Source organism: Halorubrum salinum (assembly GCF_024494575.1).
Lineage (GTDB): Archaea > Halobacteriota > Halobacteria > Halobacteriales > Haloferacaceae > Halorubrum > Halorubrum salinum.
The window spans coordinates 90,537-105,125 of sequence record NZ_JANHDO010000005.1 but is presented as its reverse complement, the minus strand read 5'-3'; the positions used below and the strand labels follow the sequence as shown (position 1 = coordinate 105,125).

The following is a 14,589-nucleotide window of genomic DNA, read 5'->3' as shown; positions in this document are numbered from 1 at the left end:
CTCGTGTGGCCGCGCGTTCCCGCTTCTCGCTACTCCCGCAGGAACGCGTCCTCGCCGTGCTCGTCGACCGCGGCGAGCAGTGCGTCGCGCTGGCGGCGGACCTCCGGCGGGAGTTCGGCGTAGGCGTGATCGAACATGTCCGCGGGGTCGGCCTCGACCGATTCCGCGGCGTCGATGGCGTCTGCGACGACCTCGTCCGCCTCCTCGCGGACCGCCGCGACGCCCTCGTCGTCGATCCGGCCCGTCTCGCGGAGGAACGTTTCCATCCGATCGATCGGGTCGAGCGCGCGCCACGGATCGACCTCCTCTTCGTCGCGGTAGACGGTGGGGTCGTCGGCGGTCGTGTGCGCGCCGAACCGGTACTCGACGAACTCGATGAGCGCGGGACGAGGGTGGGCGTCGTCGGACGCAGTGGCGTCCGTCCCGTCACCGCCCGCCCGCGCTCGCTTCGCCGCCTCGCGCGTGACCGCGTAGCTCGCCAGCGGGTCCATCCCGTCGACGCGGACGCCGTCGAAGCCGTAGGCGTCCGCCTTCTGCGCGAACGTCTCGCTCGCGGTCTGGTCCGACTCGGGGATCGAGATGGCCCAGCCGTTGGCGTGACAGCAGAACAGCGTGGGGGTGTCGAACACGCCGGCGAAGTTCATCGCCTCGTGGAAGTCGCCCTCGCTCGTCGCGCCGCCCCCGAAGTGGCAGGCGACGATCCGGTCCTCGTCGCGGTAGTCGAACGCCCACGACGCGCCGACCGCGTGCGGAATGTGCGCACCGATGCCGATGTTCAGCGGGAAGACGTTGCCCGCGGCGATCGCCTCCGTGCCGACCTCGTGGCCCATCCAGTAGGGGAGGTACTCGGTGAGCAGGTCGCGGACGACGATCGCGCCGTGCTCGCGGTACTGGTAGCTGATGAGATCGCGGTCCGCGAGCGCGTGCGTCGAGCCGACGGCGGACCCCTCTTGTCCCGCACAGGGCGCGTACGTCCCGATCCGGCCCTGTCGCTGGAGGCTGACCGCGCGCTCGTCGAACCGCCGGGTGACGACGAGGTCGCGGTAAATCGCCCGAAACCGGTCGTCAGAGAGGTCGGGAACGGTCGCGTCCGGGAGCGGACGCCCGTCCGCGTCGAGCACCCGGACCACGTCCTCGTCGGCGAGCGGGTCGGTCCCGTGTTCGTCCATGTCGTATCGATCTGCGCCGAGGTCAAAGGAGTTAGCGGTCGGGAAGGGGGAGACGCCGCGTGCGTTCGTCCGAGCGTTTTGGAGGAATTTATACCGACCGCGCACCCTCTCCCGGTATGATATTGTCGGACGCGGACATCCTCTCCCGGCTCGCGGACGGGGACCTCGCGATCGAACCCCTCGACGACGTCGACCAGCAGGTCCAGCCGGCCAGCGTCGACCTCCGGCTCGGCGAGCGGTTCTTGGAGTTCCAGCGGACCAACATCCCGTGTATCCACCCGACGGAGGCCGCCGAGGTCGGCGAGTACGTCACGGAGACCACCGTCGATCAGGGCGACGAGTTCATCCTTCACCCCGGCGACTTCGTCCTCGGTACGACCGCGGAGCGCGTCGCGATCCCAGACGATCTCGTCGCGCACGTCGAGGGGCGCTCCTCGCTCGGCCGATTGGCGATCGTCGTGCACGCGACTGCCGGGCTCTGTGACCCCGGATACGAGGGACAGATCACCCTCGAGCTCTCGAATCTCGGGACCGCGCCCGTCGCGCTCTCGCCGGGGATGCGCGTCTCACAGCTCACGTTCACGGAGCTCACCTCCGCGGCAGACAGGCCGTACGGAGCGGAGCGCGGCTCGAAGTACCAGAACCAGGACGGCCCGCAGGCCTCGCGGATCGGCGACGATCCGGAGTTCTCGGACGGCGGCTCGGAGGGCGACTCCCGATGAGGTTCATCGAGGAGGTCGTCGTCGACGAGTTCTTACCCACGGTGCGCTCGATGCTCGCCGAGGACCTCCGCGAGCGGGGGTTCACGCAGCTGGAAGTCGCTGACGCGCTCGGGATCTCGCAGTCTGCGGTCTCGAAGTACGCCCACGGCGAGGTCGCCAGACACGAGCGCGTCGTCGCCGACGACCGGGTCCGCGACCTCGTCGACCGCGTCGGCGAGGGACTCGCCGCTGGCGACCTCACGCCCGTCGGCGCGCTCGTCGAGATCGAGGTGCTGATCCGCCGGCTCGAGGAGGGCGACCTGCTCGCCGACCTCCACGAGGAGGCGATGCCGGCGCTGTCGGACGCCGACGTCGAGTTCTCCGTCCACGACCCGGACAGCGGGCTCCGCGAGCGCGAGCGCGTCCTCGGGTCGGTCCGGCGCGGGCTCCGCACCCTGACGAACGCGTCGGGGTTCGCGGGCCTGATCCCGAACGTCGGCGCGAACGTCGTGGAGTGTCTCGACGACGCGGCGACCGTCGACGACGTCGCCGCCGTCCCCGGCCGGCTCGTCGACGTGAAGGGGCAGGCGATGGTCCCGGGCGAGCCGGAGTTCGGCGTGAGCGAGCACGTCGCGAGCGTCCTGCTCGCCGCCCGCGAGGCCGGATCGACCGCCCGGGGCGCGGTGAACCTCCGGTACGGTCCCGAGACCGTCGAGACGCTCGCCGACTCGTACCCGACCGTCGAGTTCGATCCGGAGCGCCCGACGCGCGAGGCGGTACGGGAGGCGGTCGCGGCCGCCGACCTCTCAGCAGAGAGCGACGACGGACCGCTCGTCTGCTATCAGACCGGCGCGGTCGGCATCGAGCCGATCATCTACGTCCTCGCGCCGACCGCGTCCGAGGCGGCCGCGATCGTCCGGAAAATCGTGTGAGCGAGACGCGACTGGCGGCTGCTCCCATCTGTGGACGGTTCGTGATCGGTCTTCATTACCGTCCCGGACGAAGGTGACGTATGAGCGATCTCGACGCAGTTCGGATGGACGCAGACGAGCGCGACGAGTTCCTGGGACGGGCGGGAACGGGGGTCCTCTCGCTGTCGACGGGCGACGGCGATCCCCCGCACTCGGTTCCTGTCTCGTACGGGTACGATCCGGTCGACGCGGTGTTTTACTTCCGACTGGCCGTCGGAGAGGAGAGCGGAAAGGCGGAGCCGACGGAGCGCGACGCCACGTTCGTCACCTACGGGGAGCGCGGCGACCGGTGGAAGAGCGTGGTCGCGAGCGGCCGATTGGTGTCGACGGCGGACGAGTCCCTCTCGACCGAGGCGCTCGCCGGACTCGAACGGACGAGCCGGATACCGATAGTCGACGTCTTCGGTAAACCCACGAATCAAGTGACCTTCGAGTTCTACCGGCTCGATCCCGACCGACTCACCGGTCGGGCCGAACGGTCGATGGAGCCCTGACGAGCGGCTCCCGGACGCCGTCGCGGTCGGTCGCGTACTCGCGATCGGTCGCGTGCGGCACTCGTTGGCACGGCCGGGTGCGGCCTCGCACTCACGGGGGGATCCGCCTCGATCGCACCCGGAAATCAGGGGGCTTTAGGCCCGTATCCACGACAACACGAACACCCACCACATGAGCCACGACGACTTTCCCACCGACCACCCGGCGGTGGTGACCTGTGGACTGCCGTACGCCAACGGCGACCTCCACATCGGCCACCTCCGCACCTACGTCGGCGGCGACGTGTTCAGCCGCGCGCTCGACCGCCTCGGACAGGAGACCGCGTTCGTCTCCGGCTCCGACATGCACGGCACGCCCGTCGCGGTCAACGCCGAGAAGGAGGGCGTCTCGCCCGAGTCGTTCGCGCTCGACTGGCACGAGACGTACGCCGAGACGTTCCCGAAATTCAACGTCGAGTTCGACAACTACGGCCACACGCACGACGAGACGAACACGGAGACGACCCAAGGGCTCGTCCGCGACCTAGCGGACGGCGGTCACCTCTACGAGAAGGAGATCATGGTCGCGTACGACCCCGTCGACGACCAGTACCTCCCCGACCGGTACGTCGAGGGGACCTGCCCGTACTGCGGCGCGCACGCCCGCGGCGACGAGTGCGACGAGGGATGTCAGCGCCACCTCGAACCCGGCGAGGTCGAAGACCCCGTCTCGACGATCACCGGCAACCCCGCCGAGTACCGCGAGCGCACCCACAAGTTCTTCGAGGTCTCCGCGTTCGCCGACTACCTCTCCGAGTTCCTCGATCGCTTGGAGGGGACCTCTAACGCACGGAACCAGCCCCGCGAGTGGATCGATCAGGGGCTCCAAGACTGGTGTATCACCCGCGATATGGACTGGGGGATCGACTACCCCGGAGAGAACCCGCAGGACCTCGTCTTGTACGTCTGGGTCGACGCCCCCATCGAGTACATCTCCTCGACCAAACAGTTCTCGGAGCGGGTCGGCGCGGACGCCTTCGACTGGGAGGCGGCGTGGAAAGAGGGCGCGCACGACGCCCACCCCGAGGGCGGCGAGATAATCCACGTCATCGGCCGCGACATCATCCAGCACCACACGATCTTCTGGCCGGCCATGCTGGAGGCGACCGACCACGCCGAGCCGCGCGCGGTGATGGCGAGCGGGTTCGTCACGCTCGGCGGCAAGGGCTTTTCCACGAGCCGCGACCGCGCCGTCTGGGCCGACGAGTACCTGGAGGAGGGATTTCACCCCGACCCGCTGCGCTACTACCTCGCGACCAACGGCGGGTTCCAGCAGGACGTCGACTTCTCGTGGGAGAAGTTCGCAGACCGCGTGAACACCGAACTCGTCGGGACCGTCGGCAACTTCCTCTACCGGTCGCTGCTGTTCGCCCACCGCAACTACGACGAGGCCCCGATCGCCGAGGCGACGAGCGACGAGGTCGAAGGGCGGATCGACGAGGCGATAGCCGACGTCGAGGCGGCCGTCAACGACTACTCGGTGCGGGCGCTCGGCGACGCCGTCACCGACCTCGCGCGCTTCGGCAACGAGTACATCCAGCGGAGCGAGCCGTGGAAGCTCGTCGACGACGAGCCGGAGGAGGCCGCGCAGGTCATCCACGACTGCGTCGCGGTCGCGAAGGCGATCGCGGTCCTCTTCGAGCCGATCGCCCCCGAGAAGTGCGAGCGCCTCTGGGACCAGCTCGGCGAGGACGGCTCCGTCCACGAGGTCACCGTCGAAGCCGCTCGCGAGGGCCCCGCGGGCGACCTCGCGGAACCGACCGAGCTGTTCGCACAGATCGAAGACGAGCGCGTCGAGGCGCTGAACGAGAAGCTCGAATCGCGCGTCGCCGAGGCGGAAGCCGGCGACGGCGGCGACGCTGACGACGGCGAGGACGGCGACGCGACCGACGGAGACCACGACGACACCGACGACATGACCGACATCGAACCCCTCAGCGACGACCGCATCGGCTTCGACCAGTTCCAGGAACTCGACATCCGGGTCGGCCGGATCGAAGAGGCCGAGGGCATCGAGGGCGCGGACGACCTCCTCAAGCTCCGCGTCGACCTCGGTGCGGAGACGCGGACGATCGTCGCGGGACTCAAACGGCTCCACGACGTCGACGACCTGCCCGACACGAAGGTGATCGTCCTCGCGAACATGGAGAAGGCGGAGCTGTTCGGCGTCGAGTCGAACGGGATGGTGCTCGCGGCCGGCGAGGAGGCCGACCTCCTGACGACCTACGAAGACGCCGCTCCCGGAACGAAGGTGAAGTGAGGCGAGACGGGGGTAGTGAATAAGACGAAGTGAGACGCCGCCCGCGGACCGAGCCTCGCGCCGGACGTTCCGGTCAGGCGTCGAGCACTTCGATCAGGTTCCCTTCGGGGTCGACGACGAACAGGATCGTCGTGCCGCTCGACGTGGTCCGCGGCGGAGAAAGCGTCTCGACGGCGTCGTCGAGGTCGGCGTAGAACCCCTCCACGTCGTCGACGGAGAGCCCGAGGTGGACCGCTCCCGGCCGGTTCAGTTCGGGGTCGGGCTCCGGCTCGCCTCGCGGGTCGTACGCCACGAGTTCGACGATCGCGCCGTCGGCGTCGAGGTGCGCGAACGACGCGGCCGCCCCCTCCACGTCGACCGCCTCGGCGAAGGCCTCGCCGCCCACCGAGAACTCGGAGACGACGTCGAGCCCGAACGTATCGGTGTAAAACTCGACCGCGCGGTCGAGGTCGGAGACGGTGACGCCGACGTGGTGTGCGGTCGGATCGGACGCGGACGGTGAGTCGGACGCGAGCGAGGAGTCGGTCACAGAAGGTGAGTCGGTCACGGATCGCCGATCGGCGACCGCGGAAAAAACGGTGTCGACCGCGCTACATCCCCATGTCCGCGGCGGCCTCGGGGACGGGGAGGTCGCCGACCGCGACGCCGAGCAGCTCCGCGGCGTGATCGAGCGCCATGTCGAAGCCGTAGTACCGCTCCAGTTCGTCCCCGTCGGGGCCGGTCCGGACCTTCAACATCGCGTAGCCGTCGACGTTCTGGGCGACCGTCGCGGTCCCGCCTTCTGTCGAAAACGTGAGCAGCCGCTCGCCGTCGGCCTCCTCGTAGCGCGCGGTGACGCCGTTCGCCTCCGCGGTCGTGGTGTCGCTCATACACGCGGAACGGACCGAACGCGGTCGTATCTATCGGTTCCGCACGGGGTCGCGCCGCGGAGATGTCACCGCGGGTCCCAGCCGTGAAACGACGTGCCCTCCTCTAATTCGAGGTCGAAGGCGTCGATCATCTGCGCGAGCGCGCCGTAAGCACCCGCGATCGCGGCGACACCGACGATCGCGTCGTCGTCGTACAGCGCGGCGGTTTCGGCGTGGACGATCGCGTCGACCTCGTTGCGGGCCACCGCCAGCGCGTACTCCAGAAGCGTGCCCTCGTCGTCGTCGAGCGAGGCGAGGTCACCTCGTCCGACCGCGGCGATCTCGGCGTCGTCGATCCCCACATCGCGCGCGATGTTGACGTGCTGGTGCCACTCGTACCGGCTCCCGACTTCGGCTGCGACCGCGAGGATCACGAGCTCTCGTTCCCGGTCCGTGAGCCCGCTGTCCGTCCACAGCGCTCCGAAGAACGACCGGAGCCCGACGAGCACGTCGGGGTTGTTCCCGATCGACTCGTAGACGTGCATGGGCTTGCCCTGCAGCGACGACCGGAGGAGGTCCTCGTGTTCGTCCGGAACGTCTGACGCGTCGGCGTATGGTACGCGGGCCATACGACCGCCTCGCGACGCACGGGGATAGCTGTGTGCGCCTCGGTAGCGTTGGCCGGGACTGTCGTGGCGGGTCCAGCCGCGACGGAGACGATGGCGGCCCCGCGGGGCGCGTCCCGGCGTCGGCGATGGTAACCTTAAGGGGCGAACCGACCCAACTGAGCGTAATGAACGTTGAGGTGTCGCGGCGGCGGGCGTGGCTGATCGCCGCGCGGCCGCAGACGCTGCCCGCGGCGGCCGCGCCCGTGATCGTCGGCGTCGGACTGGCGGTCGACGCCGGCGTGTTCGCCCCGCTTCCCGCGCTGGCGGCGCTCGTCGGCGCGGCGCTGATCCAAGTGGGAACGAACTTCGCGAACGACTACTACGACGCGATTCAGGGCGCGGACACCGACGACCGCGAGGGGTTCACCCGCGTGGTCGCTAGCGGACTCATCGAGCCGCACGAGGTGAAGCGGGCGATGTGGCTCACGTTCGCGACCGCGATCGCCGTCGGGACCTACCTCGTCGCCGTCGGCGGTGTCCCGATCCTCGTGATCGGGCTCGCGTCCGTGGCCGCGGGGATCGCCTACACGGGCGGTCCGTACCCGCTCGGGTACCACGGGCTCGGCGACGTGTTCGTGTTCCTCTTTTTCGGCGTGATCGCCGTGACCGGAACCTACTACGTGCAGGCCGCGGCGCTCGCCGCCGGCGCGTTCCCGCTGTGGGTGCCGCCCGGAACCGTCACGCCGTCCGCGGTCGTCGCCAGCCTCCCGATCGCCGCGCTCTCGACGAACATCCTCGTCGTCAACAACGTCCGCGACCGCGACGAGGACGCCGAGACGGGGAAACGCACCCTCGCGGTGCGGTTCGGCTACCGGTTCTCGCGCGCGCAGTTCTGCGCGCTGCTCGCGCTCGCGTACCTCGTCCCGCTCTGGTTCGTCGCGACCGGACGCGGGCTCACCGCGCTCCTCCCGGTCGTCACGCTCCCGCTCGCCGTCGCCGTCGCCCGAACCGTCCTGACGGAGACGGCCGGAGACGCGCTCAACCCGGCGCTGGAATCGACCGGCAAGCTCCTCGCGGCGTACGCCGTCGCGTTCGCCGTCGGGATCGCGCTGTGACCCGGGCGTCGCTGCGCCCGTTCGCGCTCGAACTGACGAACCCGCTCGACACCGCTCGCGGACCGATCCGCGAGCGCGAGGGGTTCGTCGTCGCCGTCGACGCCGAAGCGTCCGGCTCGTCGGCGGCGACGGGGATCGGCGAAGCGACCCCGTTGCCCGGTTGGACCGAGTCGCTGTCGGCGTGTAAGTCCGCGCTTCGGGACGCGGGGGCCGACGAGACGCTCGCCTCCGATCCGCTCGTCCGCCTCGACTCGGCCGATGCGCCCGCGGCCCGCCACGGACTCGCCCTCGCGCTCACGGACGCCGCGGCCCGCGACGCCGGGCGGTCGCTGTCGGCGGAACTCGCCGCGGATCGCGGCCTCCCGTCCCCGAGCGAGACGGTACCGGTCAACGCGACGATCGGCGACGCCGACCCGGACGCGACGGCGGCGGCCGCGAGCCGCGCCGTCGGTGAGGGGTTCGACTGTCTCAAGGTGAAGATCGGCGCGCGGTCGGTCGACGCGGACGCCGCGAGGCTCCGAGCGGTCCGCGACGCCGTCGGCGACGCGGTCGCGCTGCGGGCCGACGCGAACGGCGCGTGGGATCGGCGGACGGCGCGCGAGGCGCTCGACCGGTTCGCGCCGTTGGATCTCGCGTACGTCGAGCAGCCGCTCCCCGCCGCCGACCTCGACGGTGCGGCTCGCCTCCGAGCGGACGCACCGGTGCCGATCGCCCTCGATGAGTCGCTTTCCGACCACGGCCTCGACGCGGTCCTCGACGCTCGCGCGGCCGACGCGCTCGTGGTAAAACCGATGGCGCTCGGCGGCCCCGACCGCGCGCTGTCGGCGGCGCTGCGGGCGCTCGCGGCCGGCGTCGACCCGGTCGTCACCACGACGATCGACGCGGTCGTCGCCCGGACCGCTGCGGTCCACGTCGCGGCCGCGATCCCCGAGGTGCGCCCATGCGGGGTCGCGACCGGGTCGCTCCTCGAAGACGACCTCGCTCCCGACCCGTGTCCGGTCGCCGACGGGGCCGTTGCGGTACCGAGCGATCCGGGGCTGGCGGGCGGCGCGTTCGACGCGCTCAGGTAGGCGGCGGCGCGCTCACGTGGGCGGCGGCGGCGCGCGCAGTCCGGGAGACGGGACCGGACGCATCGAGCGCGCGGGGACGGGCTTTTACTCGCGAGCGCCGAACGGCCGCGTATGAGCGAGTGGACAGACGCGATCGTCGGCGAGCGAATGACCGTCGACACCCAGTTCAACGACCGCGTGGCCGACTCCCGGTTTACCAGCCAAGAGTGGGGGCTCATCATGACCGCGGTCGATTTCGAGATCGAGAACCACGACGACCCCGACGCGGCCAGTCTGGTCGCCGACACGTCGAACCTCCCGACGATCATGCCGGAGCTGGAGAACGTCAGGTCACAGGTCGCGGCGATGGGCGGCGCGCCGGGCGGGTCGGGCGGGGGAAGCGAGTCCGGCGGAGGGATCGTCGACTCGATCAAAGGTGCGCTCGGCCTCGGCGGGGGCGGTGACGACGGGGTTTCAGAGGAGGAGCTCGACGCGGCCGAACGGCTCGTACAGGAGTACGCCGACGAGCTGCAGGCGCACTTGGAAGACGTCGGGAAGTGGGAGCAGGTCCGCGTCGCCTACGCGGAGTGAGCGGACCGAAGCACGTCAGTCGAACGGGTACCGAGCGGTCGATCCGCACTCGCGACAGCGGACGACGACGCGGCCCGGTCCGAGCCTGACCCGGCTCGTCTTCCCCGGGCGCAGGTACACGTCGCAGTCGTCGCAGGTGCGCCGCGAGAACGCGGCGGGGACGCCACATCGGTTCCGCTCCGCGATCCGGCGCGCGAGCGCCACGTACTCGCGAGCCCTGTCGTACTCGTCGTCCACGACCGCCTCGCGTGCCAGCGTGAACAGTCGCTCGATCCGTTCCGACGGGATCCCCATACGCCGTCCGGGGGAGCCAACCGTCAAAATCGTTGTCATCGGCCGCCGTCCGGGCCGGTCGACTCGCCCGGTCCCACCGGTGCGTCCGACCCGCACGGTTTTTTACCGGCGCACGCGAACCGGGAGGTATGAAGGAATCTCTGATGGACGTCGTCTGTTGTCCGCTCGACAAGGCCGACCTCGACCTCGACGCCGACGAGCGGGACGGAGGAGAGGTGCTGCGCGGGACGCTCACGTGCACCGAGTGCGGAGAGACGTACCCGATCGAAGACGGCATCCCGAACCTCCTTCCCCCGGACATGCGAGACGAGGCGGCCGCTTGAGTCGGTGCGAATCGAGACGCCTAGCGGAGTAGACGCACGCGACGAATCGTACTGCATCTTTTTTTAGTGTGAGTCCGTCGACCCACACGTGCCGACACTCGTCGTCGAACTGAACGGAGACTCGGTCCACGAGATACGGGCCCCGGACCGTTTCTCGGCGAGCGGGCCGTTCCCTATCGCGTTCGAGAACCGTGGACGCTCGACCCACGTCCACGTCCACTTCGACGACGACCTAGACCGGGTCGCGTCCGTCGACGAGACGAACCACTTCGTCGACGACGAGGCGACGAGACACGTTCACGTGTCCGTTTCGGCCGACGACCTCCGAGAGCCGGTCCGCGGAAAGCTGAAGATCGTCACCGGGTACGGCTCGGAGACGCGGTACGTGGACGTGCAGATCGACCCGCCGGCCGACACCGAGGCCGACACCGTCGCGGTCGACGAGACGTTCACGAAGCCGCCGGAGCGCCCCCCGGAGACGCCGCTGAGACAACGCGTCGAGAACGCGCTCGACCGGCTCGTCGAGCGGGGCGGCGTGCCCGCCGCCCTGCTCGCGCTCGTGGCCGTCGTCGCGGGTGTCTCGGTCGCGCTCACCGTCGACAGCGTGATCGTCTCCGTCGCGGTCGGCGTGGTCATCGCGGTGTCGGTGATCGCCGCGTTGCTTGCGGTGTGGTAACTGCGCCCGCCCCGCTTGCGGTGCGATGACGTTCTCCGGAGTTTCGACGGCGGCGTTCGGGATCCGCGCGCTTTTAACTGTCCCAGCGGAACGGGCATTCATGAGCTTCGAGAAGGAAGACGAGGTCGTACTCCACGACAAACACAGCGAGTACGACGGCGAGACGGGCACGATCACGCAGGTCATGGAGACGATGTTCGGCGACGCGACCTACACCGTCAGCTTCGAGGACGGTCAGGAGACCGGCGTTCCCGAGGAGTCCCTCGACGCCGTCGAGAGCGACGAGTAACGCCTCCCACCGTTTTACCCCGTAATGCCCACAGTCCCGTTCCACTACGTCGATCTCCGCGCGTTCGCGTACGCCACTGAAGACGAAAAGCGGGTCACGGACGCCCTCCGCACGTTCCTCCCCGAGGACGCCGAAATCGACCGCGCCGAGAACGTCGGCCACCACGGCGACCGCATCGTCGTGCTCTCCGCCCGCGTCGAGAACGCCGACGGGATGCGCCACGTGCTCGACGCCCTCGCCGACCTCGACGGCGTCGATCGCGTGATCGACGAGCTCGACGACCGCGTCGACGACAACTGCGCGCTCTTCTTGCGCGTCGACAAACAGGCCGCCTTCCGCGGCGAGGTCCGGCTCGGCCCCGGGATCACCGTTCGGGCGAAGGTAGAGGCGTATCCGGCGAAGAAAGAGAAGGCCGTCGAGAACGCGCGCGAGACGCTGTCGCGGCTGGCCGATGACGGTGACGGACCGGCCGCGACCGACGACGCCTGATCGGACGACGGGACCGTCCGACCGCCGTGGCTTTTTGAACGCACCCGCCGTTCCCCGCACCATGAGCGATCCGTTCGTCGTCGTCGGTGCGGACGCGGCCGGCCTGAGCGCCGCCAGCAAGTTCCGTCGGGAGGCACCCGATCGCGAGGTCGTCGTCTTCGAGAAGGGGCGGTGGATCTCGTACGCCTTCTGCGGGATGCCGTACTTCATCGAGGGGCGCGTCGAGCGCATGTCGAATCTGCTGTCGCTGTCGCCGAGCGAAGTCGACGAGCGCGGGATCGACCTCCGGCGGGCCTGCGAGGTGGTCACGGTCGACCCGGAGGCGAAGGCGGTCACGGTCGCGACCGCCGAGGGCGACCGGTTCGAGCAGTCGTACGAAGACCTGCTCGTGGCCACCGGCGGACGCGCGACGACGGGACCGTTCGACGTGCGCGGGCTCGACGGCGCGTTCACCCTCCACGACATGGACGCCGCGGCCGCGATCGACGCGTACGTCGCCGACCCCGCGGAGTACGACCCCGACCGCGCGGACGTGAGCGCCGTCGACCGCGAGCGCGTCGAGCGCAACGCCGCGATGGACGCGCCGGAGACCGCCGCGATCGTCGGCGGCGGGTACGTCGGCGTCGAGATGGCGGAGGCGCTCACCGAGCGCGGGCTCGACGTGCACCTGTTCCACCGCTCCGGTCACCTCCTCTCGGACTTCGGCGCGGCCGTCGGCGAGCGCGTCGAGGAAGCGATCGCCGAGCGGGGGGTGACGGTCCACACGAACGCGCCCGTCGGATCGATCGACGGCGGCGACCGGATCGAGTCGATCGCGTTCGAGGACGCAAACGGCGACCCGGAGACGCTCGCGGTCGACATGGCGATCGTCGGCGTCGGTATCCGTCCGAACACGGAGCTGCTCGACGGAACCGGCGTCGACCTCGGCGAGGGCGGCGCGGTCCGGACCGACGAGTACGGCCGGACGAACCTCTCGGACGTGTACGCCGCCGGCGACTGCGCGACCGCGCGCCACGCTGTCACGGGCGAGGACGCGTGGATGCCGCTCGGGCTCACCGCGAATCGGGCCGGGCGAGCGATAGGGGCGACGGTCGCAGGCGACCCCACGCCGGTGGGCGACATCGCCGCAACCGCCGTCGTGAAGGCGTTCGACATGGAGGCCGGCCGCGCGGGAATCCTCGACGACGCGGCGGCTCGCGAGGCCGGATTCGACCCGGTCCGCGAGACGGTGACGGCCGGCTCGCGGTCCGGCTACTATCCCGGCGCGGCCGAGACCGACGTGACCCTCGTCGCCGACCGCGACACCGGCCGGCTGCTCGGCGGGAGCATCGCCGGACCCGACCGCGCCGCGGTCCGGATCGACACGGTCGCGACCGCGCTCGAAGCGGACATGACGGTCGGCGAGGTGGAGCGGCTGGATCTGGCGTACGCCCCGCCCTTCAGCCCCGTGTGGGACCCCGTTCTCGTCGCGGCGAAGGTGCTCAACGGGAGCGTGGAGTAGAGAACGCCGTCGGAGGCGGAGAACGCGACCGACCCGTTCACCCGTTCGACCCGCGGTCAGTCGTCCGCGGTCGCACCCGACGCGTCCGGGCCGTCGTCGTCGGTCGACGAGGAGCCCGCGGTCTCGTCGGCATTCGATCCGATTCCGGCGATCGCGCGACCGAGACCGGATCCGACGACGCCGACTGCGACCGCGCCGGCGACGGCGGCCGCCAGCGGCTCACCGAGCGCGACCGCGAGCGAGACCCCCTCGTCGACCGGCAGCGCGTACGCCGTCGGTCCGATCGTCCTGAGGAGCGCGGCCGCGAGGGGGCCGTACGCGAGCGCCGCGGCGGGGAGGACGCCGCCGCCGGTCGCGCCGAAGGCGGCGACGCCGGCGACGGTCACCGCCGTGACGACGGCGGCGGCCGGCAGGGTCGTCGCGCTGGCGGCGGTCGACGACGCGACGCCGAGCGTGGCGAGGATGTCCGCTCCGAGCGCGACGACGTCGAAGGCGACGTACGAGACGCCGAAGCCGGCGGCGCTCCACACGGCGGCGCGCTCGAACCCGGCGTTTCCGAGGAGAGCACGCACGAGCCGGGAGGAGTCGGAGCCGTCCGTCATTCCGGACGCGTCGCACCCCGGCCCTCTCGGTCGGGGGTGAGGTGGCCGTGTTCGTCGATCTCGCCGGCGACGATCCGCGTCGAGGAGATGCGCTTGCCGTCGTCGGCCTCGACGTGGTCGACGACGACCACCTCAAGGGGCTCGTGTCCGTTCTCGGCGCGGATCTCGTTTATCCGCTTTCCGCCGTCTCTCGTTTCGGGCGAGACGATGAGCGCGTCGAACTCCGGTTCGACGGCGATGCCGGTCGGTTCGGTCAGCTCGCGGATCGCGTACTCGCGGTCGTACTTCTCCGCGCGCGGCGCGAGTTCGGCTTCGAGGTCGCGCTTCCGGCGGTCGTACGGACGGACGTACCGCTCGACGTGTCGGGTCTTCGGCGCGAGTTCGTCGGACGTGAGCCCGACGGTGACGTCCCCCAGCTCGAACGCCCGTTCGAACAGCTTCCGGTGGCCGTCGTGAACGGGATCGAACGTACCCCCCAGCGCGACGTTCATGTCCGTCCGTTGCGCGGGCGGGACTTAAATGGTCACGAAGCCGGGTCCGCGAGCTGCGTCGGCGAGGCGCTCGAACGCG

General features: G+C 70.3%; 19 protein-coding genes. 12 read left to right on the top strand and 7 right to left on the bottom strand.

Features of this window, described 5'->3' with window-relative positions:
• Positions 1-29: 29 nt before the first annotated feature.
• Positions 30-1,169 carry a thiamine pyrophosphate-dependent dehydrogenase E1 component subunit alpha gene (locus NO930_RS12855; protein ID WP_256403758.1) on the bottom strand — a complete coding sequence of 380 codons (1,140 nt, stop codon included), beginning with the start codon at positions 1,167-1,169 and terminating at the stop codon, positions 30-32.
• 116 nt (positions 1,170-1,285) lie between these two features.
• Here NO930_RS12855 and dcd point away from each other — a divergent pair, with 116 nt between their 5' ends.
• The 4 genes from dcd to metG all read left to right on the top strand — a co-directional run bounded on the left by dcd (position 1,286) and on the right by metG (position 5,634).
• Complete coding sequence (gene dcd / locus NO930_RS12850; protein ID WP_137784710.1) at positions 1,286-1,891, top strand: dCTP deaminase; 606 nt, start codon at positions 1,286-1,288, stop codon at positions 1,889-1,891.
• Positions 1,888-2,802: a thiamine-phosphate synthase family protein gene (locus tag NO930_RS12845; protein WP_256403757.1), complete on the top strand. Its 915-nt coding sequence runs from the start codon at positions 1,888-1,890 to the stop codon at positions 2,800-2,802. The genes dcd and NO930_RS12845 overlap by 4 nt, the downstream gene beginning before the upstream one ends.
• A gap of 80 nt (positions 2,803-2,882) precedes the next feature.
• Positions 2,883-3,335 carry a pyridoxamine 5'-phosphate oxidase family protein gene (locus NO930_RS12840; protein ID WP_256403756.1) on the top strand — a complete coding sequence of 151 codons (453 nt, stop codon included), beginning with the start codon at positions 2,883-2,885 and terminating at the stop codon, positions 3,333-3,335.
• A gap of 172 nt (positions 3,336-3,507) precedes the next feature.
• Positions 3,508-5,634 (top strand): methionine--tRNA ligase, encoded by a 2,127-nt coding sequence (gene metG, locus NO930_RS12835; protein WP_256403755.1) that lies wholly within the window; start codon positions 3,508-3,510, stop codon positions 5,632-5,634.
• Positions 5,635-5,707: 73 nt separating this feature from the next.
• On the opposite strand, the gene NO930_RS12830 is transcribed toward metG, so the two are convergent.
• From NO930_RS12830 to NO930_RS12820, 3 genes are all read right to left on the bottom strand, one after another.
• The gene (locus NO930_RS12830; RefSeq protein ID WP_256403754.1) at positions 5,708-6,181 is read right to left on the bottom strand and encodes a VOC family protein; all 474 of its coding nucleotides are present in this window, start codon (positions 6,179-6,181) and stop codon (positions 5,708-5,710) included.
• A 43-nt stretch (positions 6,182-6,224) separates the two neighbouring features.
• A complete protein-coding gene (locus tag NO930_RS12825; RefSeq protein ID WP_137783311.1) occupies positions 6,225-6,503 on the bottom strand; it encodes a DUF7111 family protein in 279 nt (92 codons plus the stop codon).
• A gap of 65 nt (positions 6,504-6,568) precedes the next feature.
• A complete protein-coding gene (locus tag NO930_RS12820) occupies positions 6,569-7,111 on the bottom strand; it encodes a carboxymuconolactone decarboxylase family protein (RefSeq protein WP_137783312.1) in 543 nt (180 codons plus the stop codon).
• 164 nt (positions 7,112-7,275) lie between these two features.
• On the opposite strand from NO930_RS12820, the gene NO930_RS12815 reads away from it, so the two are divergent.
• The 3 genes from NO930_RS12815 to NO930_RS12805 all read left to right on the top strand — a co-directional run bounded on the left by NO930_RS12815 (position 7,276) and on the right by NO930_RS12805 (position 9,845).
• Positions 7,276-8,205, top strand: a complete 930-nt coding sequence (locus NO930_RS12815; protein ID WP_137783313.1) for a 1,4-dihydroxy-2-naphthoate polyprenyltransferase — start codon at positions 7,276-7,278, stop codon at positions 8,203-8,205.
• The gene (locus NO930_RS12810) at positions 8,202-9,275 is read left to right on the top strand and encodes a mandelate racemase/muconate lactonizing enzyme family protein (protein ID WP_256403753.1); all 1,074 of its coding nucleotides are present in this window, start codon (positions 8,202-8,204) and stop codon (positions 9,273-9,275) included. Before NO930_RS12815 ends, NO930_RS12810 begins: the two co-directional genes overlap by 4 nt.
• Positions 9,276-9,386: 111 nt before the next feature.
• Positions 9,387-9,845 (top strand): DUF5799 family protein, encoded by a 459-nt coding sequence (locus tag NO930_RS12805; RefSeq protein ID WP_256403752.1) that lies wholly within the window; start codon positions 9,387-9,389, stop codon positions 9,843-9,845.
• A gap of 15 nt (positions 9,846-9,860) precedes the next feature.
• Here the strand turns inward: NO930_RS12805 and NO930_RS12800 are convergent, their stop codons facing one another.
• Entirely contained in the window at positions 9,861-10,139 is a 279-nt protein-coding gene (locus NO930_RS12800; protein WP_137784233.1) for a ribonuclease P protein component 4, read from the bottom strand.
• Positions 10,140-10,267: 128 nt separating this feature from the next.
• Between NO930_RS12800 and NO930_RS12795 the strand changes: the two genes are divergently transcribed.
• From NO930_RS12795 to NO930_RS12775, 5 genes are all read left to right on the top strand, one after another.
• Positions 10,268-10,462, top strand: a complete 195-nt coding sequence (locus NO930_RS12795; RefSeq protein ID WP_137784232.1) for a methytransferase partner Trm112 — start codon at positions 10,268-10,270, stop codon at positions 10,460-10,462.
• Between the two features lie 88 nt (positions 10,463-10,550).
• On the top strand, positions 10,551-11,138 hold the full coding sequence (locus tag NO930_RS12790; protein WP_137784231.1) for a DUF7524 family protein: 588 nt from the start codon (positions 10,551-10,553) through the stop codon (positions 11,136-11,138).
• 100 nt (positions 11,139-11,238) lie between these two features.
• Positions 11,239-11,427, top strand: a complete 189-nt coding sequence (locus NO930_RS12785; RefSeq protein WP_049982377.1) for a hypothetical protein — start codon at positions 11,239-11,241, stop codon at positions 11,425-11,427.
• A gap of 24 nt (positions 11,428-11,451) precedes the next feature.
• The gene (locus NO930_RS12780; protein WP_256403751.1) at positions 11,452-11,916 is read left to right on the top strand and encodes an RNA-binding protein; all 465 of its coding nucleotides are present in this window, start codon (positions 11,452-11,454) and stop codon (positions 11,914-11,916) included.
• Between the two features lie 61 nt (positions 11,917-11,977).
• Positions 11,978-13,417 carry an FAD-dependent oxidoreductase gene (locus NO930_RS12775; RefSeq protein WP_256403750.1) on the top strand — a complete coding sequence of 480 codons (1,440 nt, stop codon included), beginning with the start codon at positions 11,978-11,980 and terminating at the stop codon, positions 13,415-13,417.
• A gap of 56 nt (positions 13,418-13,473) precedes the next feature.
• On the opposite strand, the gene NO930_RS12770 is transcribed toward NO930_RS12775, so the two are convergent.
• Both NO930_RS12770 and NO930_RS12765 read right to left on the bottom strand, forming a co-directional pair.
• Complete coding sequence (locus NO930_RS12770; RefSeq protein ID WP_256403749.1) at positions 13,474-14,019, bottom strand: hypothetical protein; 546 nt, start codon at positions 14,017-14,019, stop codon at positions 13,474-13,476.
• On the bottom strand, positions 14,016-14,510 hold the full coding sequence (locus NO930_RS12765) for a phosphopantetheine adenylyltransferase (RefSeq protein WP_256403748.1): 495 nt from the start codon (positions 14,508-14,510) through the stop codon (positions 14,016-14,018). The genes NO930_RS12770 and NO930_RS12765 overlap by 4 nt, the downstream gene beginning before the upstream one ends.
• Positions 14,511-14,589: the final 79 nt, after the last annotated feature.

Bases quoted from the DNA above. Each gene is read 5' to 3' on its own strand.
- NO930_RS12795 (WP_137784232.1), top strand. From the start codon at position 10,268: ATGAAGGAATCTCTGATGGACGTCGTCTGTTGTCCGCTCGACAAGGCC.
- NO930_RS12775 (WP_256403750.1), top strand. From the start codon at position 11,978: ATGAGCGATCCGTTCGTCGTCGTCGGTGCGGACGCGGCCGGCCTGAGC.
- dcd (WP_137784710.1), top strand. From the start codon at position 1,286: ATGATATTGTCGGACGCGGACATCCTCTCCCGGCTCGCGGACGGGGAC.
- NO930_RS12820 (WP_137783312.1), bottom strand. From the start codon at position 7,111: ATGGCCCGCGTACCATACGCCGACGCGTCAGACGTTCCGGACGAACAC.
- NO930_RS12800 (WP_137784233.1), bottom strand. From the start codon at position 10,139: ATGGGGATCCCGTCGGAACGGATCGAGCGACTGTTCACGCTGGCACGC.
- NO930_RS12845 (WP_256403757.1), top strand. From the start codon at position 1,888: ATGAGGTTCATCGAGGAGGTCGTCGTCGACGAGTTCTTACCCACGGTG.
- NO930_RS12770 (WP_256403749.1), bottom strand. From the start codon at position 14,019: ATGACGGACGGCTCCGACTCCTCCCGGCTCGTGCGTGCTCTCCTCGGA.
- NO930_RS12780 (WP_256403751.1), top strand. From the start codon at position 11,452: ATGCCCACAGTCCCGTTCCACTACGTCGATCTCCGCGCGTTCGCGTAC.
- NO930_RS12815 (WP_137783313.1), top strand. From the start codon at position 7,276: ATGAACGTTGAGGTGTCGCGGCGGCGGGCGTGGCTGATCGCCGCGCGG.
- NO930_RS12825 (WP_137783311.1), bottom strand. From the start codon at position 6,503: ATGAGCGACACCACGACCGCGGAGGCGAACGGCGTCACCGCGCGCTAC.
- NO930_RS12765 (WP_256403748.1), bottom strand. From the start codon at position 14,510: ATGAACGTCGCGCTGGGGGGTACGTTCGATCCCGTTCACGACGGCCAC.
- NO930_RS12855 (WP_256403758.1), bottom strand. From the start codon at position 1,169: ATGGACGAACACGGGACCGACCCGCTCGCCGACGAGGACGTGGTCCGG.
- NO930_RS12840 (WP_256403756.1), top strand. From the start codon at position 2,883: ATGAGCGATCTCGACGCAGTTCGGATGGACGCAGACGAGCGCGACGAG.
- metG (WP_256403755.1), top strand. From the start codon at position 3,508: ATGAGCCACGACGACTTTCCCACCGACCACCCGGCGGTGGTGACCTGT.
- NO930_RS12805 (WP_256403752.1), top strand. From the start codon at position 9,387: ATGAGCGAGTGGACAGACGCGATCGTCGGCGAGCGAATGACCGTCGAC.
- NO930_RS12785 (WP_049982377.1), top strand. From the start codon at position 11,239: ATGAGCTTCGAGAAGGAAGACGAGGTCGTACTCCACGACAAACACAGC.